Genomic DNA, 24463 nt, shown 5'->3' with positions numbered 1-24463 from the left:
GCTCAGCTCTGCTTGGATTTGTTGTAGACGTCGAAGATCACAGCAGCGAGCAGGACGAGGCCCTTGATCATCTGCTGGAAGTCAATGCCGATGCCCATGATCGACATGCCGTTGTTCAGAACCCCCATCAGGAAGGCGCCAACCACGGCCCCGACGATTTTCCCGACGCCGCCCGACATTGACGCCCCGCCGATGAACACCGCCGCGATGACGTCCAGTTCAAGGGCAAAGCCCGCCTTGGGCGTTGCGGTGTTCAGACGTGCCGCGAACACCAGACCGGCGGCTGCGGCCAACAGACCCATGTTCGCAAAGGCGAGGAAGGTCAGACGCTCGGTCTTGATGCCGGACAGTTTCGCGGCCTTTTCATTGCCGCCAAGCGCATAGATGCGACGGCCCAGCGTGGTTTTCTCGGTCACAAAGGCATAGATGATCGTCAGCACGCCCATGGTGATCAGAACATTCGGCAGACCACGGAAGGTCGACAGTTTGAACATGATAAAGATCAGGGCCGCACCGATGATAAAGTTGCGGGCGATGAAAAAGCTGCGCGGTTCATCCACGATGCCATAGGCACGGTTGCGGGCGCGTTTGCGCATGCCCATCCAGACGATGACAAACGCGGCAATCAAACCGGTCCCAAGGGCCAGAACGTTCACCTTGCGCGCATCAAAAACCGGGGCCAGCGTTTCGCCCATACCAGCGGGGAAGACGTCGGGCACGAACCCGTTGGCCAAGACCTGGAATTCCTTGGGGAAGGGGCCGACCGATTGCCCCTCAAGCAGCCACAGAGACAGCCCGCGAAACACCAGCATCCCCGCCAGCGTCACGATGAACGACGGGATTTTCCAATAGGCCACCCAATAGCCTTGGGCCGCGCCGATCAAGGTCCCCGCAATCAGGCAGATCCCGATTGTCAGGTAGGTGTTGATCTCGTAATTCACGATCATCACGGCGGCCAAGGCCCCGATGAACCCCATCACAGACCCCACCGACAAGTCGATGTTGCCCGACACGATGACGATCAACATCCCCAGTGCCATGATGATGATATAGCTGTTTTGCAACAACAGGTTGGTGATGTTCACGGGTCGCAACAGCGTGCCGTTGGTGACGACCTGAAAGAAGCCCATGATCGCGATCAGCGCGAATAAAAGGCCGTATTCCCGCAGGTGCGATTTCAGGTATTCACCGATCCCCTTGGGTTCGGGTTGCATATCCGTGGTCTCAGCCGTTGCCATACCAGGGCTCTCCTTATTCGGTCACGATGAGCGACATGATGCGCTCTTGGCTGGCCTCTTGGGCGGTCAGTTCCCCGACCAAGGCGCCTTCGTTCATTACGTAAATGCGGTCGCACATGCCCAACAGCTCGGGCATCTCAGAGGAAATCATCAGCACGCCTTTGCCCTGTGCGGACAGGTCGTTGATGATCCCGTAGATTTCGAATTTCGCGCCGACGTCGATGCCGCGCGTGGGTTCGTCAAGGATCAGGACATCCGGTTCCGCAAACAGCCACTTGGACAGGACGACCTTTTGCTGGTTACCGCCCGACAGGTTCACGACCTTTTGGAACACGCTGGGGGTGCGGATGTTCATCGCCTTGCGGTATTTTTCGGAAACGCCGGTTTCCTCGTTCTCGTTCAGAACGCCGCCCGATGACACACCTGCGAGATTGGCGAGGGTCACGTTGCGCTGAATGGTTTCGTCCAAGATCAGGCCAAGGCTTTTGCGGTCCTCGGTGACATAGGCAAGGCCCGCGTCGATTGCCTTGGGCACGGTCGAGACATCGACGCGTTCACCGTTGATCGCGACCTGACCCGAGATATTGCGCCCGTAGGACCGGCCAAAGATGCTCATCGCCAATTCGGTGCGTCCCGCACCCATCAGACCGGCGATGCCGACGACCTCACCCGCGCGGACGTTGAACGCGGCGTTCTTGATGACTTGGCGTTCGACATGTTCGGGGTGCCAGACGTTCCAGTCCGAGACCTCCATCAGCATATCGCCTGAACGCCGTTCGCGTTCGGGGTAACGATGCGCCATATCGCGGCCCACCATGTCGCGCACGATGGCGTCTTCGGTGATGGGTTGCGTGCGTGCGTCCATCGTCGACACGGTGGTGCCGTCACGGATGACGGTCACGCTATCGGCAACGCGGCGCACCTCGTTTAGCTTGTGACTGATGATGATACTGGTGACACCCTCGGCCTTGAGTTCCAGCATCAGGTCCAGCAACGCCTGACTGTCGCTTTCGGACAGGGCGGCGGTGGGTTCGTCAAGGATCAGCAGGCGCACCTTTTTCGACAGGGCCTTGGCGATCTCGACCAGTTGTTGTTTGCCAACACCCAGTTTGTCGACCAGCGTGCTGGGCGGTTCTTTCAGGCCGACCTTGCGCAGCAAGGCCTCGGTCCGTTTGAACGTATCGGGCCAGTTGATGACGCCACCCGCCGCACATTCGTTGCCCAGAAACAGGTTCTCGGCAATCGACAACAGCGGCACAAGCGCCAGTTCCTGGTGAATGATAATGATGCCGCGCTCTTCGCTGTCTGCGATGTCGCGGAATTGGGCCAGTTGCCCGTCGTAATGAATTTCGCCGTCATAGCTGCCTGCGGGGTACACACCCGACAGGACTTTCATCAAGGTGGATTTGCCAGCACCGTTTTCGCCGACAAGCGCGTGGATCTCACCGGTCTTGACACTCAGGTTCACCTGATCAAGCGCCTTGACCCCCGGGAAGGTCTTGGTGATCGAACGCATTTCCAGAAGCGTGGACATTGCCAAACCCTGTTCGTTGGCCTGACCCGCCCGAACCGCAGTTCGGGCAAGCCAGGAGGATTGCGGAAAGGATTACTTGATCTGATCCATGGTGTAGTAACCGGTGTCGATCAGGCGCTCTTCCCAGTTGGCCGCAGTCACAGGAAGCGGTTCCAGCAGGTAGGACGGGATCACCTTGACGCCATTGTCATAGGTCGAGGTGTCGTTGATCTCGGGCTCGCCGCCCTTCAGGACCGCGTCGACCATGCCGACGGTCACACCGGCAAGGGTGCGGGTGTCCTTGAAGATCGTGGAATACTGTTCGCCCGCAAGGATCGATTTCACCGACGGTACTTCGGCGTCCTGACCGGTGACGATCGGCATTTTCAGATCGCCCGAGCCATAGCCGACGCCCTTGAGCGAGGACAGAATGCCAATCGACAGACCGTCATAGGGGGCCAGTACGCCGTGGATCTCTTGGTCGGTGTAATGCGCCGACAACAGGTTATCCATGCGGGCCTGTGCCACCGCGCCGTCCCAACGCAGGGTGCCAACCGTGTCCATGCCCATCTGGCCCGACACGATGTTGATCGAACCATCGTCGATCAGCGGCTGGATGACGCTCATCGCACCGTTATAGAAGAAGTAGGCGTTGTTGTCGTCGGGCGAGCCGCCGAACAGTTCGACGTTCCACGGCTTCTGGTCGCCGTAACGCTCTTTCAGGCCGTTGACGAGGTTCGTCGCCTGCAGCACGCCGACCTTAAAGTTGTCAAAGGTCGCGTAGTAGTCGACGTTGCCGCTGTCACGGATCAGGCGGTCATAGGCGATGACCTTGATGCCCGATGCGGCCGCGTTTTCCAGCGCGTTGGACAGCGTGGTGCCGTCAATCGCGGCGATGACCAGAACGTCCACACCCTTGGTGATCATGTTTTCGATCTGGGCCAGCTGGTTGGGGATGTCGTCCTCGGCGTATTGCAGGTCAGTGTCGTAACCTGCGGCGGTGAATTGCTCGACCATCGAGTTGCCGTCGGAAATCCAACGCGCGGACGACTTGGTCGGCATCGCGATACCTACGGTGCCATCGGCATAAGCCGTGGTGGCAAGCAAAAAGGCGGTGCCGGCCGTGGCCAGCAGCGTTTTAAAAGTCATGATGTTCCTCCACATGGCTGCGCCATCTCCTCTGGTGGCGCGTCTCCCTGATAAGTTCATGCGAACTCAGGCACAGGCGTAACCGATGGTTTGCATATCATTCAATTCGTATTAATGGTAATCTGCATATCATTTGGGTTATGTAGATGCCTATGGACCTTGCACGACGACTAAAGCCGAACCAGTTGCAACTGCTCTTGCGGGTGGCCGAAACCGGTCAGTTACAACAGGCCGCGCACATGACGGCGATGTCCCAACCGGCGGCGTCGCGTATCCTTGGCGATGTGGAAACGCTGGTCGGTAGCCCGCTTTTCCTGCGTCACCCCAAGGGGATGGAACCCACCCTGATCGGCAAGGTGTTCATCCGCCACGCCAAGATCATCCTTGAATCGCTGGACGAACTGGAAACCGAGACCCGTCGCTTTTCCACCGGTGATGCGGGTCATGTGCGCATCGGTGCGGTGACGGGGCCGGCGGTGGGGTGCCTGATGCCCGCCGTGCGCCAGATCAAGGCCGAAACCCCCGATGTCGAACTGACGATTGAGGTGGGCCCCTCGACCGAACTGGTGCGGGGTCTGCGTGAATCGCGGTTTGATTTCGTCATCTCGCGCCTGCCCCCCGAATACGACAGCCGCGATTTCAAACTGCACCCCGCGCGCAGTGAACAGGTATCCCTATTGGCGCATCCCGATCATGATCTGGTGGAGAGGTCTGATATCTCTCTGACCGATACGCTGGACTATGAATGGGTCATTCAGGAATTGGGCTCGCCCATTCGGCAGGCGGTTGAGGCCGCGTTCCTGCAAGAGGGATTGCAGACCCCGCAAAAGGTCACCAATTCCTCATCCCTGTTGGTGGTGCTGTCCCTGTTGGAAAACACGGGCACCATCGCACCGCAATCGCGTGAGGTGGCGGCGATGCTGGCCAATGGACCGTTGCGCGCGAATATCGCCGTTCTGGACATCGCGACGCCGATCTCGGTCTCGCCCTGTTTCATCATCGAAAACCGTTTCCGCCCCCCCAGTAAGGCCGCCGAGCGGGTTCTGTCGGCGGTTTATAGCTGGCTCTGATTCCGATCCTGCAACCAATCTGCCGGGCGCGCGTTTTTTCGGTGAAGGAGAGACGTATGAAACATCAAAATCTCATCACATCCGCAGTGTTTGGCGTGGCCGTTCTGGCCGCCCCCATGGCCTATGGCGCGCCGGGGAACGGGCACGGCTGTCCGTCGGGGCTGGCCAAAAAGGACAACGGGTGTCTGCCGCCGGGGCAGGCCAAGAAAATCTATGGCACGGGCGAGCGTGTGGATGGTGAGTACATCATCATCGAACGCCCCGACCGGTTCGGTTTGGACCGCGATGGCACCTATTACCGTGTGGGCGACTATGTCTACCGCGTGGACCGCGAAACGCGTGAGGTCCTTGCCCTGATCGGGGCGGTATCCGCCATCCTGAACTAACAGGCACAAAAAAGCCCCCACCGCGAACGGTGGGGGCGCGTCACCAGGAGGATTACCCGAACATGTCGGTGGTGATGCCCTCGTACCAGCCGATGGATTCCTCATAGGTCGTCTGGCGCAATGCGGCGTCTTCGCCGGTGGCCGAGATGAACCCGTCGACCTTGGCGATCTTTTCATCGGTCGCCTCATAGGTGGCACCGACCTTGACCCCGTTATCCGTGCTGATCAGGGACCAGCAGGTGTTCGAGAACTTGGCGGGGAACACACGCGAATCCGTCAGCGCGCCGCGAATAGCCATGGCCGCGACCTTGGCCTGCGAGTTCGCCGAGAAGCCGGATTTCGGCATGTCACCCTGTGAGCACGCATCGCCCAGCACATGGATGTTCTCGTCGATCTTGGACTGCATCGTGTGGCCCGTGACAGGGGCCCAGTTGCCGTCGGTCACACCCGCCATTTCACAGATGCGGCCCGCCTTCATCGCGGGGATGACGTTGCAGACATCCACCTTTTGCACATCGCCATCGATATCCACGGTCATGTCATCGGCATTTACCGACACTTTGTCCCCACCGAAATCGGGGCCAATCCGTTCGACCATTCCTGCGTAATGCGTGTTCCAACCCTCTTCAAACAGGCCCTGTTTCGAGAACTTGGGCTTGGGATCGACCACAAGGATTTTGGCAGTCGGGTTGGTCTGTTTCAGCATATGCGCGACCATCGACACGCGCTCATACGGTCCCGGCGGACAGCGATAGGGGTTGGGCGGCGCGATCATCGCAAACACCCCGCCCTCGGGCATCGCCTCAAGCTGGGCCTTGAGCAACTCGGTCTGCGAACCGGCCTTATAGGCATGGGGCATGGCGTTCTGGGTGGTCTGATCCCAACCGGGCACCGCGCCGTCAATAAAGTCGATGCCGGGCGACAGAACCAACCGGTCATAGGGCAGGGCGTGGCCTGAGGCGAGGCTGACCGTCTTGGCATCGCGATCAATCCCCACGGCCCAGTCATGCACCACATTGATCCCGTATTGGGCGGCCAGCGTGCCGTAGCTGTGACCGATGCTCTCAATCGTGCGGAACCCGCCGATATAGAGGTTCGAGAAGAAACAGGTGTAATACTGACGGCTTGGTTCGACCAAGGTGACGTCGATTTCGCCCTTGCTGTCCTTGGCCAGATAGCGCGCGACCGTCGCGCCCCCTGCGCCGCCACCGACGACCACAACGCGCGGACGGCCCATTCCCGCCGCACGCACATGCGGCGCGGCAAGGGAAACGGCCCCTGTTGTGGCTAGAAACTTCCGACGTGATAGCTTCATTTCTCTTCCTCCCTAAGTGATTTGAAACTTATTCCAGTTCGGCGAAATACGCGGCCAGCGCCGCAATCTCTTCGTCGCTCAGACGGCCTGCCATCATCTGCATCACCGGATGGGGACGCAGTTTGGTGCGGTAGGCGTGCATGGCGATGACAAAGTCCTCATTCGGCCAGCCGGTGATTGCGGGAATGCCGTCGTTCGTGCCGCTGGCCTGATGACAGGTCAGACATTCCGAGGACAGGTATTCCCCGTATGCCGCGTCTCCCACGATCGCGAGGATCTCGGGGGGTAGGTCCACCTCTTTGGGGATGGCGGTGGGCTGGGCCTCGGGGATGTCTTGGGGGTTGTCCGAGAATTGGCGCAGGAACGCCAAAACGTCCGCGCGGTCCTCGGCGTCCTTGAGGCCGCGGAAATTCATCCGCGTATCACTGACAAGCGATTTCGGGTTGGTCAGATAGGCGTCCAAGGTGCGGGCCTCCCACACCAGACCGTCCTTGCCCTCACGGACCAAGCCGTCCGAGTAATTTCTGAAATCGTCAACATCGCCTGCAACGCGCCCAAAGATTCCGTTCAGATGCGGGCCGACACGGTTTTGCGCGTCGGGGCCAACCTGATGACAGCTTGCACAGCGGCGAAAAATCTCTTTGCCCTTGTCGGCGTCGCCGATGTCCACGGCGATCTCTTCGGCATGCACAGCCGTCGCTAGGCCAAGCGCCAGAGCCAGATATCGAAGCACCACTATCCTCCCATTTGGTGACGATAACGTCGATGTTATGTGCAAAATCGCCAATACACATAGGAATTTTTGCAATTGTGTGAGGCGATGCGATGTGCGTTCAATGCGGATGCCGCGCCGCAGAATGGTGCAAAAGTCTCGCGTTTCGGCAGGTTTGGAGCGGCGTTCGGAGGGAAAAATCACCGGGATTGCTGCCGGAAATTTCGCGTTGCAGCATCGGGCTTGGGTGCCCGAATCCTGTCCTAAACGGTAGGAAAACCCATCTGGCCACCCCCGTCAGAGGCCCGCAATATTGTAGAAATCCCTGCCCGCAATAGCATCAGGCTATATCCCGCCCGCCGGATTGGCCTGTGCCAAAGCCTTTGCCGATGTGGCGTAAAGGCGGGCCGTTCCCCAGTCGCAGTAGAGCCGCGTTCGGCCCGCAACTAAGATGGTCGAAACGAAAAGACGCGGACGGGGACATTATGCAAACGGCACGACCACTGACGGGACTACGGGTTCTAGAACTAGGCGCGTATATCTCGGGGCCTTACGCGGGGGGGCTATTGGCGTCACTTGGTGCGGATGTGGTCAAGGTCGAAGCCCCAAGCGGCGATGCGTTCCGGCGCGGGGTTGGCACGGACAGCCATTATTTCGTCCAGTACAACGCCGGCAAACGGTCCATCGCGGTGAACCTCAAGGACCCGCGCGGGGTCGAGTTGATCAAATCCATGCTGCCTGAATTTGATGTCTTCATCGAAAACAGCCGTCCGGGGAAAACCGCGCAACTGGGCCTTGGGCCCGAGGTGTGCCATGCGATCAACCCGCGCCTGATCTATTCCTCGGCCAGCGGGTTTGGCGACGGCGGCGAATGGCGTGACCGCGCGGCCTATGACTCTATCGGGCAGAGCATGGGCGGGTTCTATTCTGTCATGAGCGAGGCCGGCAAACCGCAACTGTCGGGCACCTGTGTCGGTGACCTGATCACAGCGATCACCGCCGTGGTCGGCATTCTGGCCGGTCTGGTCGGGCGCGGATTGGACCCGCAGGGGATGGGGACGCTGACCCAGACCTCGTTGATGGAGGCGATGTCGTCCCTGACCATCGATGCGATGACCCAATATAACGAAATCGGTTCTGCCCCCACGCGTCAGTCGCGCCACCCGCAGGCCCAGAACTTTTGTCTGGTGTGCAAGGGCGGGGATGCGGTGACGCTGCACCTGTCGTCGTCGCAAAAGTTCTGGCAGGCCCTGACGCGCGCGATTGAGCGCCCCGACCTGGCGGCGGATACGCGGTTCACGGGCTATTACGACCGTATGGAGCATTATTTCGATCTGAAACCCATCATCGAGGCCGAGTTCGCCAAGCGCACCCGCGCCGAGTGGGAAGAGCGTCTGATCGCCGAGGATGTGCCGTTTGCGCCCGTCCTGACCATGTCCGAACTGGCCCAGCATCCGCAAACCGAATGGCTCAAGCTGTTGGAACCGGAACGCGATGGCAAACTTCTGGTGCGCCCGCCGATGCGGTTTCAGGGCGAACGCCCGACGCGCGGCTTTGATGCGCCCGAGGTGGGCCAGCACAGCCGCGAGTTGGCGGCGGAATTCTGTGGCCCCGAAGAAGCAGATCGTCTGATCGCCGATGGGGTTTTGCTTCAGCACCAAGTCAAGGAACCCGCATGAGCTATCTCGATCATATCTTCGGCGTCGCCGGTAAAACCGTTCTGGTCACAGGCGGCGGTCGCGGCATTGGCGCGTCCATCGCCGAAGGGTTCGTGCGCGCAGGTGCCAAGGTCTATATCTGTTCACGACGCGCCGAAACCTGCGCCGAAACGGCCAAGGCCCTGTCGGAATTCGGTACCTGTATCGCCTTGCCGGTGGCTGGGGACATCGCAACGCCCGAGGGCCGCACGGCCATCGTCACCGCCATGACAGAGCGTGAGGAGCGCCTCGACATTCTGATCAATAACGCGGGCGCATTATGGGCGGCTCCGCTGGCCGAGTATCCCGAAAACGGCTGGGACAAGGTGTTCGATCTGAACGTGAAGGGGCTGTTCTTTCTGATCCGCGATCTGGTGCCGTTGCTTGAGGCGGCGGGGTCCAAGGCCGATCCGTCGCGCATCATCAATATCGGGTCCATCGACGCGTTCCATATTCCGAAACACGAAACCTATGCCTATTCGTCGTCCAAGGCCGCATCGCACCAACTGTCGATCCACTTGGCAGATCAGCTTGCCCCGCGCCACATCACGGTCAATGTCATCGCACCGGGCATGTTCCCGTCCAAGATGATGCAGGGCACGCTGGACCGTGTGGGTGAAGACAAGATGGTCGAAAAGGTCCCAATGCGCCGCCTGACCGGTCCGGATGATATGGCGGGCACGGCGATCTATCTGGCCTCGCGCGCGGCATCCTATGTCACGGGTGCTGTTGTTCCGGTGGACGGGGGCACGGCCACGACGCTTTGATTGCCCGTCGGGCGTCTGATCTGTCCCCTCTGCCGAACCGGTGCGGTCCTGTCTTATTCTTCCAGGAGAGGGCCGCACCTTGAAACCCCGCCAATGGCGGGGTTTTTTAATGCCTGCGTTTGGGTGTGGGGCAAAAGAAAACCGCCGGTGACACGGGGCCACCGGCGGTTTTGGTTTTAATGTGCAGGCGGTGGATCAGTTGATCATCACCGATGGCAGCCACAGGGCAATCGCGGGGAAGGCAATGATCAGGGCCAGCGTGACAATGTCTGTCATTATGAACCACAGGGCCCCGCGGAAGATCGTCGACAGCGACACCAACCCCCGGAGCGAGGAACTGATCACGTAACAGTTCAGTCCCACAGGCGGCGTGATCATCCCGATTTCAAGCAGTTTGATCACGATGATACCAAACCAGATCATGTCGACATTCGCGGCTTGCAGCATCGGGAAAAAGATCGGCAGCGTCAGCAGCATGATCCCGATGGATTCCACGAACATCCCCAACAGGACATAAACCACCCCGATCATAATGATCAGCATGATTGGATTGTCCCCACCCAGCGCCAGCAGGGTCGAAGATACGGCACGCGGTACGCCCGCCAGACCCATGAACGACGTGAACATCGTTGCGCCAACGGCAATCACAAACACCGTGCTGGTCCCGATTGCCGCGTCACGCACGGCGGTTTTCAGAACGTCCCACGTCAGGCTGCGGCGGACCGCGGCCAACAGAATGGCAAGCGACGCGCCGACCGCACCGGCCTCGGTCGGGGTCATGACACCGGCAAAGATGCCACCCAAAACCCCAAGGATCAGCGTCGGCAGCGGCCAGACCTCACGGATCGCCGCCCATGTTTCGCCCGGTGCGGGACGTTGAACGTCACGCGGCGCAAGCGACGGGTTCAGTTTCACACGAATGGTGATCATCAGAACATACATGACCGCAGACAGGACACCCGGGATAAAGCCCGCCATGAACAGCTTGCCCACCGAGACATTTGCGAAAATCGCGTAGACGATCATCAGGATCGAGGGCGGGATCAGCGACCCCAGCGTCCCCGCCGAGGCAATCGCGCCGGTGGCAAGGGCCTTGTCATAGCCTTGCTTCAGCATCTCGGGCACAGCGATCCGCGACATGGCCGCCGCCGTCGCAACCGACGATCCCGACGCGGCCGAGAACAGGGCACAGGCACCGACGCCCGCACTTGCCAAACCGCCGGGCAACCACCGCAGCAGGATCTTGAGCGCACGGAACAACCCGTCCGTCAGCCCCCCGTTAGAGGCAACATAGCCCATCAACAGGAACATCGGGACCGCGCTAAAGCTCCAGTTCGCGATGAAATCGAATGGGATGGCGCGGGCAATGCCCCATGCCACGTTGAAATCAAGCGCCGCCCAGATGCCGCCAAAGGACACAAGCAACAGAACAATCCCGATGGGTGCGCGCAGCGCGATCAGGACCAACACCACTGCGATGCTGGCAAAACCGGTTTCTAACATAGACATGGCCTAGATCGCCTCCTTTTCCGGATCGACTTGGTGGATGGCGGTCAGTTCTTCTCGCGCCTTGGGGCTGATGATCAGACGGATCAGGTGGTACACACACACCGCCGTCGCCACGGCCAAGGCTATCGGCAACAGGAACCGCGGGGGCCAGATGTAGATATTCACCGTGCCCATTACGATTTCGTTTTTCTCAAGCGATTCCAACGCGTCAGGCCATGAGATCACGGCCAGACCGCCATAGCCCAAGGCCGTCACTGTCAAGACCATCGCGGTCACGACAATCTGGGCCTTGTTCGGCATCATCTGGTAAAACAGATCAACGGCGATCGATTGGCGCGTCAATTCGACAAACGCCATGGGCAGGACCACGATCGACACCATGTAATAATAGGCGGTGATCTCAAGCGTGCCCTGAATTGGCGTGTTGATGATATATTTCAGGGCAACATCGAGGGTCACATGGACCATCATTGCCAAGACCGGAATGGCTGTGATCGTGAGCATCACCTCAGACAGCCATACAAGTGGGTTTCTCTTCATGTCTCCTCCCCTGTGCGCAATGAGACGTTTTTGCCCCCGCACTTTTCGTGCCGATGCGCTGAATAGTCCCTCAGTCGCTTGTACCTTTCGGTCGCACCCTCGCACAGAGAATTGACCCGCGTGTTGGCCTAGGGCGACACAAGTGCGCCCCTATGGCCTATTCCCGGTCGGGCAGCGTCGCCTGAATCCCATAGCGGTCCACCAGTTCGCGGATGATCGCGTGGATCGTGCGTTCGACAACGGAACTGGCGTTTGATACGGGGCGGCTGCGCTTGCGAACCATATAGGCGGTGCGTCGAATGGTGGGTTCCTCAATCCGGACAAGGCCCAGCACGCCGCTCTCGACTTCGCGGATGACGGCGCCATGGGGCAGGATCGAATAGCCACTGGCGCGGCTGACCATTTCCACGATGTGGGGCAGAGCGTCGATGGTCGCCACCACGTTCAGGCTGAATCCGCCAGAACGGGCATACTTGTCCTGCAACTTGCGCGCGCCGTGGGTGGGGCTGGTCAGGACCAGCGGCAATTCCTCAAGCTTGCTTGCGGGAATCGGGTTCAGGGCGACACCGTCCTCGCCAAACTCATCGTCCCAGTTGTCACGCGCGGCCACAAGGAACAGCTCCTCGGTCAGCAGCGGTTCAAACGAATAGGGCGTGCTGTCGGAAATCTCATAGACCCATCCGACATCGATCCGGTCATTGGCCAGCCATTCAAGGATATCGCCCGACATGGCCTCGGCGATATGGAGGCGGATGTCGGGATGCTCAAACTGGATTGTCTCCAGTAACGGCACACTAAGCAGCATGCTGATCGAGGGCGGAAAGGCGATGGACACAGGTCCGCGCGGCTCACCGTTCAACAGGCGCAAATCCTGCACCAGTTGATCAACCGACCCAAGGATATCGCGCCCGCGTTCGACAAGCATCGTGCCCGCCTCGGTCATCTGGATGCCGCGCGATCCGCGAATGGCAAGCTGTACATCCAATTGCCGTTCAAGCTTGGCCACGTTTTCCGATAGAGACGGCTGCGCGATGTTCAACGCATTCGCCGCCGCCGAGATCGACCCGTACTCTGCAAGCGTCAGAAAATAAGACAGTTGTTTGAGTTTCAGGACGTCAATTGCTTCGTCATTTCCAGCCATAAATGGCACCCTCCTCTTCCCGGGGGTACTCTTGCTATAGGGTTTACCTATGTCAATAGGGGAAATGAGGGGGGCGGTGCTTTGTGTGATAGGCCCGCGAATGCGACGCTCAAGCCATTGGTTCGGTTCCATAAACCCTAGTCTTCCGAATTTAGAAGGGCAAAAACCGCGTCCGATTGGTCGCGCTTGCCGATCACGCCAACCATCGGTCTAAGGTGATTGCTAGATGTACCTTGGCGGGTGGAATCGTAGACGACCTTGCGATCCGCGATGCGCCATGCTCCGTCGCGGTTTTCAAACCGGTCAACATAGCGTCCGAACACCTCATGATCGGTGCCCGCGACCGCACCGTCCTGCTCGCGCCGCTGCAGAGCCCAGAAATAGGTTTCGACAAACGCAACCGTGCCCGAACGGAACTCGATCAGACAATTCAGCAGATAGTGCATTGAAAACGGCAGGTTTTGGTGGCGCGCCTTGACCCAATCGACAAAACCCGCGCTATCGCCATGAAACTCGCCGTGATGGTCCATTGCATCGGGATGAAAACACCCTTTCACCATTTCCCAATCGCGCCGGTCCACACCGCGCGCATAGCGCTTCATACAGTCCTCAATCTCGGACTTGGCGATAAGCCGATCCAACGGTTGCACAGCGATCCTCCCTTTGGCCAAGCAGTTCGGCCGATCCGGTTCAGTCTATGCAGGTTGCCCCCGCCGCGCTAATCGCAGTGGCCTTGGCGGGGGATAGGGGGACGCTATATGCGCCTTTTGAACGTCGTTCAGTTTCGGGCGTCAAGGATTTGTCGCGCCGCCGTCACCGCCGATACCGCGCGGGGCCAGCCGGTGTAATAGGCCAAATGCGAGATCGCCGCGCCCAATTGGCCCTCGGTCAAACCGTTGTCCATCGCGCGGTTGATGTGGAACGTCATTTGCTCCGGCTGCCCCATGGCAATCAAGGCCGCAACGGTAATGAGGCTACGGTCGCGGGCGGCGAGATCGGGGCGGCGCCACAGGTCGGCGAACAGGACATCGTCTGTATCCGCGGCCAGTTGCGCCGAGGTCGGGGCGACATGGGTGGCAACGGCGGCTTTTCGTGCGGCCTCGGCATCGGGCTCAAACTCCAGCATGGGCGCATCAAGCGCCGCCACATCCGCCGCAGACACACCACGTTCCTTATAAATCTTGTCCAACTCAAAGGCCGCCGCCGTGGCCATCGGCCAGCCGCAATAGAAGGACAGGTGGGTCACGGTCTCGCTAAGCTCACGCGGGGTCAGCCCATTGTCCAATGCCCGCGCGCCATGAAACGCGAGGTATCCTGCACGGTTCACCGCGATCAGGGCGGCACAGGTCAGAAGGCTCTTGTCGCGGTTCGAAAGCGCCGTGCGCTCCCACACATCTCCGAACAAAAGCTCGGAGGTATAGGCGGCAAATCGCGGTGTCGCGTCGATAATCTCTTGCGGGGTTTTGTGCGGCTGCTTGGTGTCTGTCATCGGTTTCTCCTTTGCCTTTCTCAGGTCTGGCCTCGTTTGCCTATGGCACGCGTTGACGGCAGTTAAGTCGATCTGCCACTCAGAAACAAAGAGGAGACGCCTATATGAAACCTACCAGATCGCTATTGTTCGTTCCGGGGCACCGCCAAGGGTGGGCAGAAAAGGGCGTCGCCGCCGGTGCGGATGCGTTGATCCTGGATCTTGAGGATTCGGTGCCCGCCGACATGAAATCCGAAACCCGCCACATGGTCGCCGAAACCATTTCATCCCTGCGCAAGGACAATCCCGATCTGGGGATTTACGTCCGTCTGAATGCCTTGGAAACAGGGATGATGGGCGACGACCTAGAGGTGGTTGCGGTCGCGGGATGCGACGGGTTTTTGCCACCGAAAACCTATGGTGCGCGCGACATCATTCAGGCCGACGCCCTGTTGACCCATTACGAGCGACGCAATGGTGTCGATGCGGGCAGGATGGAATTCGTTCTGTCTCTGGAAACCGCCCAAGCCTATGCCGAATGCGAGGCGATGCTGGCCGCCAGCCCGCGCTGTGCGACCCTGTTTGCCGGCACGGCGCGGGATGCGGATGTGTCGCGCTCGATCGGGTTCGAATTCACGCCTGAGGGTCTGGAAACGCTGTACTTGCGGTCACGGGCGGTTCTGGCCGTGCGTGCGGCGGGCAAGGATTTCCCGATTGTCGGGCTTTGGCAGGACCTCAAGGACGATGACGGTGCGTGGGAATTCGCCCGATCAAACAAGAGGTTGGGCTTTCGCGGGATGGTGTCGATCCACCCGAAACATGTCGAAATCGCCAATCAGGTTTTCATGCCGACCGAGGGGGAGGTCGCCTTTTATCAGGGTATGATTGATGCGTTTGAGGAGGGGCTGACCCGTGGCGTCGCCGCCGTCGATTATGAGGGTATGCACATCGATCTGGCTCATGTGAAGACCGCCAAAGAGGTCATCACCCTTTATGAAACACTGTCCTCGAAATGAAGGGGCGTGCATCATTCGGGGCGGCGTCGGCGGCCGTGTGGCATCCGTCCAAGACCGAGCTAGAGCGTAGCCGCCTTGCCCGCGCAATGCGCGCATGGGGTTTTGACGATCTGGCCGCGCTGCACCGGTACTCGGTGGATCAGCCCGCAGACTTCTGGCGGCGCGCGATGGAGGATCTGGGGATTGCGTTTTCGCGCCCTTGGACAGACTTTATCGACACGACCGACGGCCATGCCTTTCCGCGCTGGTTCAACGGTGGTTTGATCAATGTTGCGGACAACTGTGTCACCCGTCACGCCGCCGATCCCGCCTCGGCCAACCGGCCCGCAGTGATCTACGAGGGCGACAACGGCACCCGCACCGAAATGACCTATGGCGCCCTGAATGCCGAGGTTGAGAGGATCGCGGCAGGGCTGGTGTCCATTGGCGTGACACGTGGTGACCGCGTTGCGTTCTTCATGCCGGTGATCCCCGAGGCCGCCGCCGCCGTTCTGGCCTGTGCCAAGATCGGTGCGGTGGGTGTTCCGTCGTTTTCCGGCTATGGGCCTGAACCTTTGGCCGCGCGTCTGAATGCCGCCGAGGTCAAGGTGTTGATCACGGTCGACGGCACCACACGGCGGGGCAAGCGTGTCGCGATGAAAGATGTCGCCGATGCCGCTGCCGAGTTGTCACCGTCGCTGCAACACGTGATCACCATCCGCCATGACGGTGGGCCGGTCGCACGCAATGCCCGCGATCTGGACTGGGCCGATCTGGGGCGGGGGTGTGATCCGGTGCCGACCGTGGCCTGTGATCCGAACGATCCGGTGATGATCATCTATACGTCAGGCACCACCGGCGCGCCCAAGGGGATCGTTCATTCCCACGGCGGGTTCTTGGCCAAATCCGGTATGGATTTCGGGTACGGGTTCGACATTCAGGCGGATGACCGGCTGGGCTGGATCGCCGATATGGGCTGGATGCTGGGGCCGTTGATGATCCTTGGCACGTTGCAATTCGGTGCGACGATTGTCTGGATCGAGGGCCTGCCGAACTATCCCGACGACACGCGGCTGTGGCAGATTGTCGAACGTAACGCGGTGACCGTTTTGGGCATGGCCCCGACGGCGGCGCGCGGCATTCGCGCGGCCATGGACGGGCGCGCGCCAGAGCAGGACCTGTCGTCCTTGCGGGCGTTTACCTCCACGGGCGAGGCATGGGATGTGCCCACGTGGCATTGGTTGTTTGACACAGTCGGGGGCGGGCGGTTGCCCATCTTGAACTATACCGGCGGGACGGAAACCGGCGGTGGTATCCTGACGAACTACACCATCACCCCGATGTCACCGGCCAGTTTTGCAGGACCGATCCTTGGGCAGGATGTCGATGTGTTGGACGCGGATGGCGCGGCCACGGAAGGCATTGGTGAGTTGGTGGTCAAGAACACATGGCCCGGTATGACGCATGCGTTCTGGCGCGATCGCGACCGCTATTTCGCCACCTACTGGGATCGCTGGGACGATGTCTGGGTGCATGGCGATTTGGCCGCGATTGATGGGGACGGCTATTGGCACATTCGTGGCCGGTCCGATGACACGATCAAGGTCGCGGGCCGCCGCATCGGTCCCGCCGAGATCGAGAGTGCCCTCGTCGCCGATCCCCAGATCTCCGAGGCCGCCGTCATTGGCGTGCCCGATCCCGACAAGGGCTCGGTCATCGTGGCCTTTGTGACCCTGAAAACCCCCGAGGCCTTTGATCTTGGCACGGCGCGTGCGTCTGTGACGCGGCTGGTCGGCAAGGCCATGATCCCGTCCCAGATCATTCCGGTCGAGGGGCTGCCGAAAACCAAAAACGGCAAGATCATGCGCCGTGCGATCCGCGCGCGGTATCTGGGCCAAGAGGCGGGCGACATGTCTGCCTTGGATGCTGCAACCCCGCTGGACCTGATACCGGTTCAGCCCCGACAAGAAAGCAAGGTTTGAAATGGCTTTGGACCAATCTGAACTGGATCTGATCCGCGCATCCATCGGCAAAATCGCCGAGCGGTTTGATCTGGAATATTGGCGCAAGATGGACAAGGCCAAGGAATACCCTTGGGACTTTAAGGACGCGCTGGCGGACGGCGGGTGGCTGGGCATGCTGATGCCCGAGGCCTATGGTGGCATGGGGCTGGGCCTTGTGGAATGCGGCATTGTGCTGGACGAACTGGGCCAGAAATGCGGGTTCAACGCCAATTCGGTGTTCCAGTATTATGTCTTTCCGCCGGGGCCGGTGATCCACCACGGCTCGGACGAGATGAAAAAGGAATTCCTGCCGAAACTGGCGTCAGGCAGCGAAATGATGTGTTTCGGTGTCTCCGAGCCGGACAATGGCGTGGACACCTCCCGCCTGAAGACCTTTGCGAAGAAAGACGGCGAACGCTATCTGGTGAATGGGCGCAAGGTGTGGATTTCGAACTCGAAAAACGCCGACCGTATCCTGTTGCTGACACGTACGGCGCCGCGTGATCCAGAACGGCCCTTTGACGGCATGACCCTGTTCCTGACCAAGCTAAAGGACAAGGCGGGTGTCGATATCAAACGCATCGACAAGATCATGCGCAATGCCGTGGACAGCAACGAGATCGTGTTTGAGGATTTCGAGGTCTTTGAACATGAAATCGTCGGCCAAGAGGGCAAGGGCTTTCGCTGTTTGATTGACGGGTTGAACCCCGAACGGATCGCGGTGGCCCAGACCTGTATCGGGCTGGGGCGCGGGGCGCTGAACCTTGCGACGCAATACGCCAAGGATCGCGTGGTCTTTGATCGGCCCATCGGCCAGAACCAAGCGGTTGCGCATCCCCTCGCCGAAAGCTGGATGCGCCTAGAGGCCGCCGATCTGATCACTCAAAAGGCCGCGCGCCTGTTTGATGCCGGTCAGCCCTGCGGCCCCGAGGCGAACGCCGCCAAGTTTCTGGCCAGCGACGCGGGCTTTCAGGCTGCTGATAATGCCATGCAGTTCCACGGCGGTTTCAGCATGTCCACCGAATACCACGTTTCGCGCTTCTGGATGGAGGCGCGGCATCTGAAAATTGCCCCGATCAGCCAGCAAATGGTCCTGAATTTCATTTCGGACAAGGTGCTGGGCCTGCCGCGGTCGTATTAATGAGGAAGTGAAAACTATGCGCGACGCAGTAATTTGCGAACCGATCCGCACCCCCGTTGGGGGCTATGGCGGCACGATGCGGGATGTGCCGGTGGCCCATCTGGCGGCGACTGTGGTCAAGGAACTGGTCAACCGGACCGGCGTCACCAGCGAGATGATCGATGACGTGATTTTCGGACAGGTCTATCCGGGGTCCGAGGCCCCGGCGATCGGGCGGATTGCGGCGCTTGACGCGGGACTTGATATCTCGGTGCCGGGGACACAGATCGACCGGCGCTGTGGCTCGGGTCTGCAGGCGGTGATCAACGCCTGTATGTATGTGCAAACCGGGGCGGCCGATCTGGTGATCGCGGGCGGCGCCGAAAGCATGAGCCAAGCGGAATACTATACCATGGGCGCGCGTTGGGGCCTGAAAGGGCGCGACAGCGAATTCCACTGTCGCATCGGGCGCGGGCGCGTGACATCGGGCGGGAAATTCTATCCGGTGCCGGGCGGCATGATTGAAACGGCGGAAAACCTGCGCCGCGACTTTTCGATCAGCCGCGCCGAACAGGACGAATATGCCGCGCGTTCGCATGCCAAGGCGGCTGCGGCGACGGCGTCGGGCAAGTTTGCCGACGAAATGGTGCCGGTCACGATCAAGACCCGCAAGGGCGAGGTTGAGTTCGCCACCGACGAACATATCCGTCCCGATGCCACCGCCGAGAGCCTGTCGGGCCTGCGTCCGATCCTTGGTAAAAACGACCCCGATGCGACCGTCACGGCGGGCAATGCGTCCGGCCAGAACGACGCCGCCGCGGCCTGTATCGTGACGACGCGCGAAAAGGCCGAGGCGCTGGGCCTGAAGCCCTTGGCGCGTTTGACCAGCTGGGGTTTGGCGGGCGTCGGGCCCGAACGCATGGGCATCGGCCCTGTCCCCGCCGTTGAAAAGGCGCTGAACGCGGCCGGTTTGGGCATGGGTGATCTTGATCTGATCGAGCTGAACGAAGCCTTTGCCGCACAGGTTCTGGCCTGTCTCAAATCGTGGGATGTCTCGCCCGAGGACAGCCGCCTGAACGTGAACGGCTCGGGGATTTCCCTTGGTCATCCGGTCGGGGCGACGGGCGTGCGTATCCTTGCCAACCTCTTGCGTGAAATGGAACGTCGCGACGCCCGCTATGGGGTTGAAACCATGTGCATCGGCGGGGGCCAAGGCCTTGCCGCTGTGTTCGAACGGACGACATAGGATTTGACGATGAGTGTACTCGATAAATACAGCCACTTTGCCATGTCGTTCGAAATGAACGAACCGGGTGTTCTTGAAATCATTTTTGACGGTCCGAACCTGAACGCGGTGGATGCGGATGTGCATTCCGACATCGCCGCCGTTTGGCGGGTGATTGACCGCGACGACGATGTGAACGTTGTTCTGGTCCGTGGCGCGGGCAAGGCGTTTTCGGCGGGCGGTAGCTTTGATCTGATCGAGGATCAGCTTGAGAGCTACAAGACCCTGACCCGCGTTCTGCGCGAATGTCAGGATCTGGTCCACGGAATGATCGATTTCCCGAAGCCGGTGATCTCTGCAATCCACGGCCCCGCCGTCGGGGCGGGTCTGATCGTGGCGATGCTGGCCGATATTTCGATTGCGGCCAAGTCGGCCAAGATCGTGGACGGCCACACCCGTCTGGGCGTTGCGGCGGGCGATCACGCGGCGATGGTCTGGCCGTTGATGTGCGGCATGGCCAAGGCGAAATACTATCTGATGGTCTGTGAGGCGATCACCGGCGAAGAGGCCGAGCGGATCGGTCTGGTCTCGATGTGTGCCGAGGATGACGAACTGCTGGACACCGCGCGCAAGGTTGCTGGCAAGCTGAACAACGGGGCCCAAGAGGCCATCCAGTGGACCAAGCGGTCGATGAACCTGTTCTACAAACAGAACGCGGCGATTTTTGACGCGTCGCTGGGGCTGGAATTCCTCGGGTTCCGTGGTCCTGATGTGCGGGAGGGTTTGCTCAGCCACAAAGAAAAACGCAAACCGGATTTCAAACGTAAGGACTAACGGCACCAAACGTGCAGGTCCTGACCCAGAGGGAGGTCAACGATGACAATTAACCTGAACGGCGCAACGCGTCTCTATCCGCTGTTGGGCGATCCGATCAAATACGCACGTTCGCCCGATTGGCTGAGCAAGCACATGGCCAAACGCGGGATGAACTGTATTTCCCTGCCGATGGAGGTGCCCGAGGGGCAGCTCAAGGTGGTGATGGACGGTCTGGCCGCGTCGATGAACGTGGATGGCCTTAGCCTGACGATGCCGCACAAAATCACGGGCGTGGAATATTGCGCGACCTTGTCGGAAACGTCGCAAATGCTGGGTGTGGTCAGTGCGATCCGCCGTAATAAGGACGGATCATGGTTCGGGCACACCACCGACGGTGATGCCTTTGTCAAAGCGCAGATCGACAATGGCGCAACGGTCGACGGGGCCAAGGTTCTGGTGATGGGGGCCGGCGGCGCGGGCAGTGCCATCGTGATTTCCATGCTGGAACAGGGCGCGGCCGAGGTTGCCGTTTACGATCTGGATCGCGCGCGGTCAGAACGCATCGTGGGCCTGTTGAAGGACAAGGTCGGCGATCGCGTGCGTGTTGCAGACACCAACGATCCCGCCGGTTTCAATCTGGTCTGTAATGCGACGTCGATGGGCATGGACGATAATGACCCGATGCCGATTGATGGCGATAAGCTGACCGCAGACATGTTCGTGGGCGATGTCATCGCAGGTCATGGCGATACCAAGATCATCAAGGCTGCCAAGGCTGCCGGTTGCAAAACCGCCGATGGCGACGCGATGGTTGTCGCGGTGTTGGATGTGATGTGCGATTTCCTCGAAGACGCTTGGAAATAAGCGTCCGCGCACCGGAAATGAAAAGGCCCGCGCGGTGATGCGCGGGCCTTTTGCGTTTATCGGAGGGATTTAGCGATCAAAGCTGAGGACCACGCGCCCGCGCATGCCGCCCGCCTCGGTCATCTGGTGGCCTTTGACGGCGTCGCGATAGCTGAGGATCTCGGCCACGCGGGGTTTTAGGCCACCCGATCCGATCAGGTCTGCAATACGGGTCAGGGTCGCGGTGTCCTCCATCCCTTTCAGGACGGACACATTCAGAACCCGCAGGCGGGGATCGTCGATCTTATACGTGCCGCGCAGGGATACCGCGCCGCCACCATCACGGATCAGGGGGCTGACCTCTTGGCCGATCAGGGCGCCGTCGATCATCCCGTCGACCCCGTCCGGCGCGATTGCGCGCAGGGCGTCCTCGAAATCGTTGCGCGGCAGGATGTGATCGGCCCCAAAGCCCGCGACCATGTCCGCGTCTTTATCTGCGACGTTGGCCAGAACCGTCAGGCCCGCCGCCTTGGCCAACTGTATCGCTGAGCCGCCCAGCATCCCCGCACCGCCGGTGATCAGGATGCTCTGACCCGGCTTCAGGTCCAGAAAGTCGAGGGCAAGCGCCGCGGTCAGGGCATTCATCGGCACCGTCGCGGCCCCCTCTAGGTCAACATCGCCGGACAGGGGCGCGACCGATTTTGCCGACACAGCGATTTGCTCGGCGTAGGAGCCGCCGCTGGGCGTGCGCGGGTTCAGAACGCCAATGACCGGCGTGCCTTCGGCCATGCCGCTGTCCCCGCCGTTCAGGATTGTGCCGGAAAACTCCATTCCCGCGATATAGGGCGGGGTCAGGTCGGTCATCATGCCCGCCTGCGCGCCGTTGCGCATCATCAGGTCGGTGGGGTTCACCGTCGTGGCCGAGACCTTGACCACCACCTCACCCGCCGCAGGTGTGGGATCGGGCAGATCGGTAATGCTCAGGACCTCGGGGGCGCCGAATTCGGTGAATGTAATAGCGTGCATTGTTCAATCCTTTCGGGAAATGTCATCCGCCCCGATCAGCGCGCGATAGGCGGCGCGACGGGCGGGATCAACGGTCAAGGGACGGTCATAGGACGGGTCATCGGGACCCCGCGCGGGACCACGACCGGCGTTCATAAAGGCGCGTTCCTCGGCGCTGAGCGAAGCGGCGGTCGAGGTCATCGCGGACAGGTCGGTGGCGTCGGGAATGTGATCAAGGTCCGACCAATCGCGCAGGGTGACCCGCGCGGCGATGCGCCAGATCCCATCGCGTTTCTCCAGCCGGTCGATATAGCGCCCACCCCCGATCGTCAGGGGCTTGCCCGCGCGGTTCATCGCAGTGAACATGAAATAGGTCTCGGTATGGGCGGTGTCCCCGTCCAGATCGCACCAATGATTCAGCAAACAGTGCTGATGGGACTGTTGCGCGGTTTCGTGCATGTTCAGGGCCCAGTCGACAAATTCGTCCCGTGTGCCAACGAATTTCCCGTGTTCGTCCAGCGCATCGTCGTGAAACGCCGACCGGATCAGGTCGCGGTCAAATCGATCCACCCCGCGTGCATAGCGGTGCAGGCATTGCCGGATTTGCTCACGGTCCCAGAGGTCCGTCACCATCTGCTCAACCGTGGGCATTACACCGTTCCCCCGTTGCGTAGGGCGGCGATTTCGTCCGTGCTAAACCCGTAGTCGGCCAGAACCGCATCTGTATGTTCGCCCAGCAGAGGCGGACGCGACACCGGCACCGCGCCGCGTGACAGGCGGGCAGGGGGCGGAGCGATCGGCACGGGGTTAGAGTTGGGGAAGTCCACTTCGCGCATGTAGGTCGCGCGCAAATCCATCGCGCCGCCCATCACCTCGGCGGGGGACAGGACGGGGCCACAGCCGATATTGGCCTTGTTCAGGATGTCGATACAGTCGTCGCGCGTTTTCAGGGCGCACCATTCCTGCATGATCGCACTCAGGTCCGCGCCATTTTCCCCGCGCAGATCGTCATTGGCATAGTGCGGATCGTCCAACAGATCCTCGCGTCCGATGACCTTGCACCAGCGGGCGAAGACCTTTTGTCCGATCACCTGCATGATGAACCACCCGTCGCGGGCGCGGAAAATGTCCGAGGGGCTGGACATCGGACTACGGTTGCCGGTGGGTTCGCGGTGGCGAAATCCGGTCGCCTCTTCCATCAGGATTTGGTTGGTGATGTTTAACGATGTGCCGACCAAAGACGCCTCGACATGGGCACCTTCGCCGGTTTTCATCCGCCCGATAATCGCGGCCAACGTCCCATATGCCAGTGACAGAGAGGTCGAGAAATCAATCGGCGCGGTGGCCGCGCGGGTGGGCGATCCGGGCTCTCCGGTCAGGTAAATCGCGCCCGACACGGCCTGCCCCACACCGTCGAACCCGATCCGTTCGGCCAGATCCCCCTCAGATCCATAGGCGGATGCGCTGGCCAGAATGATATCTGGTTTGATGGATTTCAGGGTGTCGTAATCAAGGCCAAAGTACTTCAGCGCGCCGGGCGAATAGTTCGCCACAACCACATCGGACTGTTCGATCAGACGGCGCATGACCGCGCGTCCCTCATCCGAGGTCATGGCAAGCGTCAGGCACCGTTTCCCGCCATTACATTGCAGGAACTGCGCGCCTTCGCCATGGGCGGTCACAGGCATCAAATACCGGTCATCTTCGCCCTTGGGACGCTCGACGCGGGTCACTTCGGCGCCAAAGCTTGCCAGAATATGCGCGCAATAGGGACCGGCGATCCAGCGTCCGAAATCCAGAACGCGGATGCCCTCAAGAATACCGGACATGATGGGGCCTTTCGGTTGTGTGGGGACGGGGAATGCGCGCGCCAAACGGTCGCACTTCACGCAGACGCATAGCGGATATGCCTGCCTGCGCCTTGTCTCTGCGGCGCAGCAAAACTATGTTG

Annotated in this window: 23 protein-coding genes; 10 read left to right on the top strand and 13 right to left on the bottom strand. The window is 60.4% G+C overall.

What is annotated here, in order from left to right; all coding sequences use genetic code 11:
• Positions 1–2 precede the first annotated feature (2 nt).
• The 3 genes from mmsB to chvE all read right to left on the bottom strand — a co-directional run bounded on the left by mmsB (position 3) and on the right by chvE (position 3900).
• Entirely contained in the window at positions 3–1238 is a 1236-nt protein-coding gene (mmsB, locus tag R1W00_RS14160; RefSeq protein ID WP_317263413.1) for a multiple monosaccharide ABC transporter permease, read from the bottom strand.
• Positions 1239–1251: 13 nt separating this feature from the next.
• Positions 1252–2772: a multiple monosaccharide ABC transporter ATP-binding protein gene (mmsA, locus tag R1W00_RS14155; protein ID WP_317263412.1), complete on the bottom strand. Its 1521-nt coding sequence runs from the start codon at positions 2770–2772 to the stop codon at positions 1252–1254.
• Between the two features lie 72 nt (positions 2773–2844).
• Positions 2845–3900, bottom strand: coding sequence for a multiple monosaccharide ABC transporter substrate-binding protein (chvE, locus tag R1W00_RS14150; RefSeq protein WP_317263411.1), 1056 nt, complete (start codon positions 3898–3900; stop codon positions 2845–2847).
• Positions 3901–4046: 146 nt separating this feature from the next.
• On the opposite strand from chvE, the gene R1W00_RS14145 reads away from it, so the two are divergent.
• Positions 4047–4970, top strand: a complete 924-nt coding sequence (locus R1W00_RS14145; RefSeq protein WP_317263410.1) for a LysR family transcriptional regulator — start codon at positions 4047–4049, stop codon at positions 4968–4970.
• A gap of 56 nt (positions 4971–5026) precedes the next feature.
• Entirely contained in the window at positions 5027–5356 is a 330-nt protein-coding gene (locus R1W00_RS14140; RefSeq protein ID WP_317263409.1) for an excinuclease ABC subunit A, read from the top strand.
• Positions 5357–5408: 52 nt separating this feature from the next.
• Here R1W00_RS14140 and R1W00_RS14135 read toward each other — a convergent pair whose 3' ends face one another.
• Positions 5409–6671 (bottom strand): NAD(P)/FAD-dependent oxidoreductase, encoded by a 1263-nt coding sequence (locus R1W00_RS14135; RefSeq protein WP_317263408.1) that lies wholly within the window; start codon positions 6669–6671, stop codon positions 5409–5411.
• 28 nt (positions 6672–6699) lie between these two features.
• Positions 6700–7404, bottom strand: coding sequence for a c-type cytochrome (locus R1W00_RS14130; protein WP_317263407.1), 705 nt, complete (start codon positions 7402–7404; stop codon positions 6700–6702).
• 464 nt (positions 7405–7868) lie between these two features.
• Here R1W00_RS14130 and R1W00_RS14125 point away from each other — a divergent pair, with 464 nt between their 5' ends.
• Together R1W00_RS14125 and R1W00_RS14120 are read left to right on the top strand one after the other, a co-directional pair.
• Positions 7869–9062, top strand: a complete 1194-nt coding sequence (locus tag R1W00_RS14125; protein ID WP_410901561.1) for a CaiB/BaiF CoA transferase family protein — start codon at positions 7869–7871, stop codon at positions 9060–9062.
• Entirely contained in the window at positions 9059–9847 is a 789-nt protein-coding gene (locus R1W00_RS14120; RefSeq protein WP_317263406.1) for an SDR family oxidoreductase, read from the top strand. The genes R1W00_RS14125 and R1W00_RS14120 overlap by 4 nt, the downstream gene beginning before the upstream one ends.
• A gap of 195 nt (positions 9848–10042) precedes the next feature.
• On the opposite strand, the gene R1W00_RS14115 is transcribed toward R1W00_RS14120, so the two are convergent.
• The 5 genes from R1W00_RS14115 to R1W00_RS14095 form a co-directional block, all read right to left on the bottom strand.
• Positions 10043–11356 carry a TRAP transporter large permease subunit gene (locus R1W00_RS14115; protein ID WP_317263405.1) on the bottom strand — a complete coding sequence of 438 codons (1314 nt, stop codon included), beginning with the start codon at positions 11354–11356 and terminating at the stop codon, positions 10043–10045.
• A gap of 3 nt (positions 11357–11359) precedes the next feature.
• Positions 11360–11896 (bottom strand): TRAP transporter small permease, encoded by a 537-nt coding sequence (locus R1W00_RS14110; protein WP_317263404.1) that lies wholly within the window; start codon positions 11894–11896, stop codon positions 11360–11362.
• A 157-nt stretch (positions 11897–12053) separates the two neighbouring features.
• On the bottom strand, positions 12054–13037 hold the full coding sequence (locus tag R1W00_RS14105; protein WP_317263403.1) for a LysR family transcriptional regulator: 984 nt from the start codon (positions 13035–13037) through the stop codon (positions 12054–12056).
• Positions 13038–13174: 137 nt separating this feature from the next.
• Positions 13175–13687 carry a nuclear transport factor 2 family protein gene (locus R1W00_RS14100; protein WP_317263402.1) on the bottom strand — a complete coding sequence of 171 codons (513 nt, stop codon included), beginning with the start codon at positions 13685–13687 and terminating at the stop codon, positions 13175–13177.
• A gap of 128 nt (positions 13688–13815) precedes the next feature.
• Complete coding sequence (locus tag R1W00_RS14095; RefSeq protein WP_317263401.1) at positions 13816–14526, bottom strand: carboxymuconolactone decarboxylase family protein; 711 nt, start codon at positions 14524–14526, stop codon at positions 13816–13818.
• Positions 14527–14630: 104 nt separating this feature from the next.
• Between R1W00_RS14095 and R1W00_RS14090 the strand changes: the two genes are divergently transcribed.
• Genes R1W00_RS14090 through R1W00_RS14065 form a run of 6 tightly spaced genes read left to right on the top strand, consistent with a single transcriptional unit; the run spans position 14631 to position 21528 of the window.
• Positions 14631–15521 (top strand): CoA ester lyase, encoded by an 891-nt coding sequence (locus R1W00_RS14090; protein ID WP_317263400.1) that lies wholly within the window; start codon positions 14631–14633, stop codon positions 15519–15521.
• Positions 15518–17482 carry an AMP-binding protein gene (locus tag R1W00_RS14085; protein WP_317263399.1) on the top strand — a complete coding sequence of 655 codons (1965 nt, stop codon included), beginning with the start codon at positions 15518–15520 and terminating at the stop codon, positions 17480–17482. Before R1W00_RS14090 ends, R1W00_RS14085 begins: the two co-directional genes overlap by 4 nt.
• A 1-nt stretch (position 17483) precedes the next feature.
• On the top strand, positions 17484–18644 hold the full coding sequence (locus R1W00_RS14080; protein ID WP_317263398.1) for an acyl-CoA dehydrogenase family protein: 1161 nt from the start codon (positions 17484–17486) through the stop codon (positions 18642–18644).
• Between the two features lie 16 nt (positions 18645–18660).
• On the top strand, positions 18661–19869 hold the full coding sequence (locus R1W00_RS14075; RefSeq protein WP_317263397.1) for an acetyl-CoA C-acetyltransferase: 1209 nt from the start codon (positions 18661–18663) through the stop codon (positions 19867–19869).
• A gap of 9 nt (positions 19870–19878) precedes the next feature.
• A complete protein-coding gene (locus R1W00_RS14070; protein ID WP_317263396.1) occupies positions 19879–20682 on the top strand; it encodes an enoyl-CoA hydratase/isomerase family protein in 804 nt (267 codons plus the stop codon).
• 42 nt (positions 20683–20724) lie between these two features.
• Complete coding sequence (locus R1W00_RS14065; protein ID WP_317263395.1) at positions 20725–21528, top strand: shikimate dehydrogenase; 804 nt, start codon at positions 20725–20727, stop codon at positions 21526–21528.
• A gap of 69 nt (positions 21529–21597) precedes the next feature.
• On the opposite strand, the gene R1W00_RS14060 is transcribed toward R1W00_RS14065, so the two are convergent.
• The 3 genes from R1W00_RS14060 to R1W00_RS14050 are packed head-to-tail and all read right to left on the bottom strand — an operon-like array spanning position 21598 to position 24341.
• On the bottom strand, positions 21598–22533 hold the full coding sequence (locus R1W00_RS14060; RefSeq protein WP_317263394.1) for an NADP-dependent oxidoreductase: 936 nt from the start codon (positions 22531–22533) through the stop codon (positions 21598–21600).
• Positions 22534–22536: 3 nt separating this feature from the next.
• Positions 22537–23163: a nuclear transport factor 2 family protein gene (locus R1W00_RS14055; RefSeq protein ID WP_317263393.1), complete on the bottom strand. Its 627-nt coding sequence runs from the start codon at positions 23161–23163 to the stop codon at positions 22537–22539.
• Positions 23163–24341, bottom strand: coding sequence for a CoA transferase (locus R1W00_RS14050; protein WP_317263392.1), 1179 nt, complete (start codon positions 24339–24341; stop codon positions 23163–23165). The genes R1W00_RS14055 and R1W00_RS14050 overlap by 1 nt, the downstream gene beginning before the upstream one ends.
• Positions 24342–24463 lie beyond the last annotated feature (122 nt).

The organism is Rhodovulum sp. FJ3, assembly GCF_032918305.1.
Lineage (GTDB): Bacteria > Pseudomonadota > Alphaproteobacteria > Rhodobacterales > Rhodobacteraceae > SAT37.
Note: the sequence above shows the minus strand (reverse complement) of the source record. Positions and strands in the feature narration are given on the sequence as shown.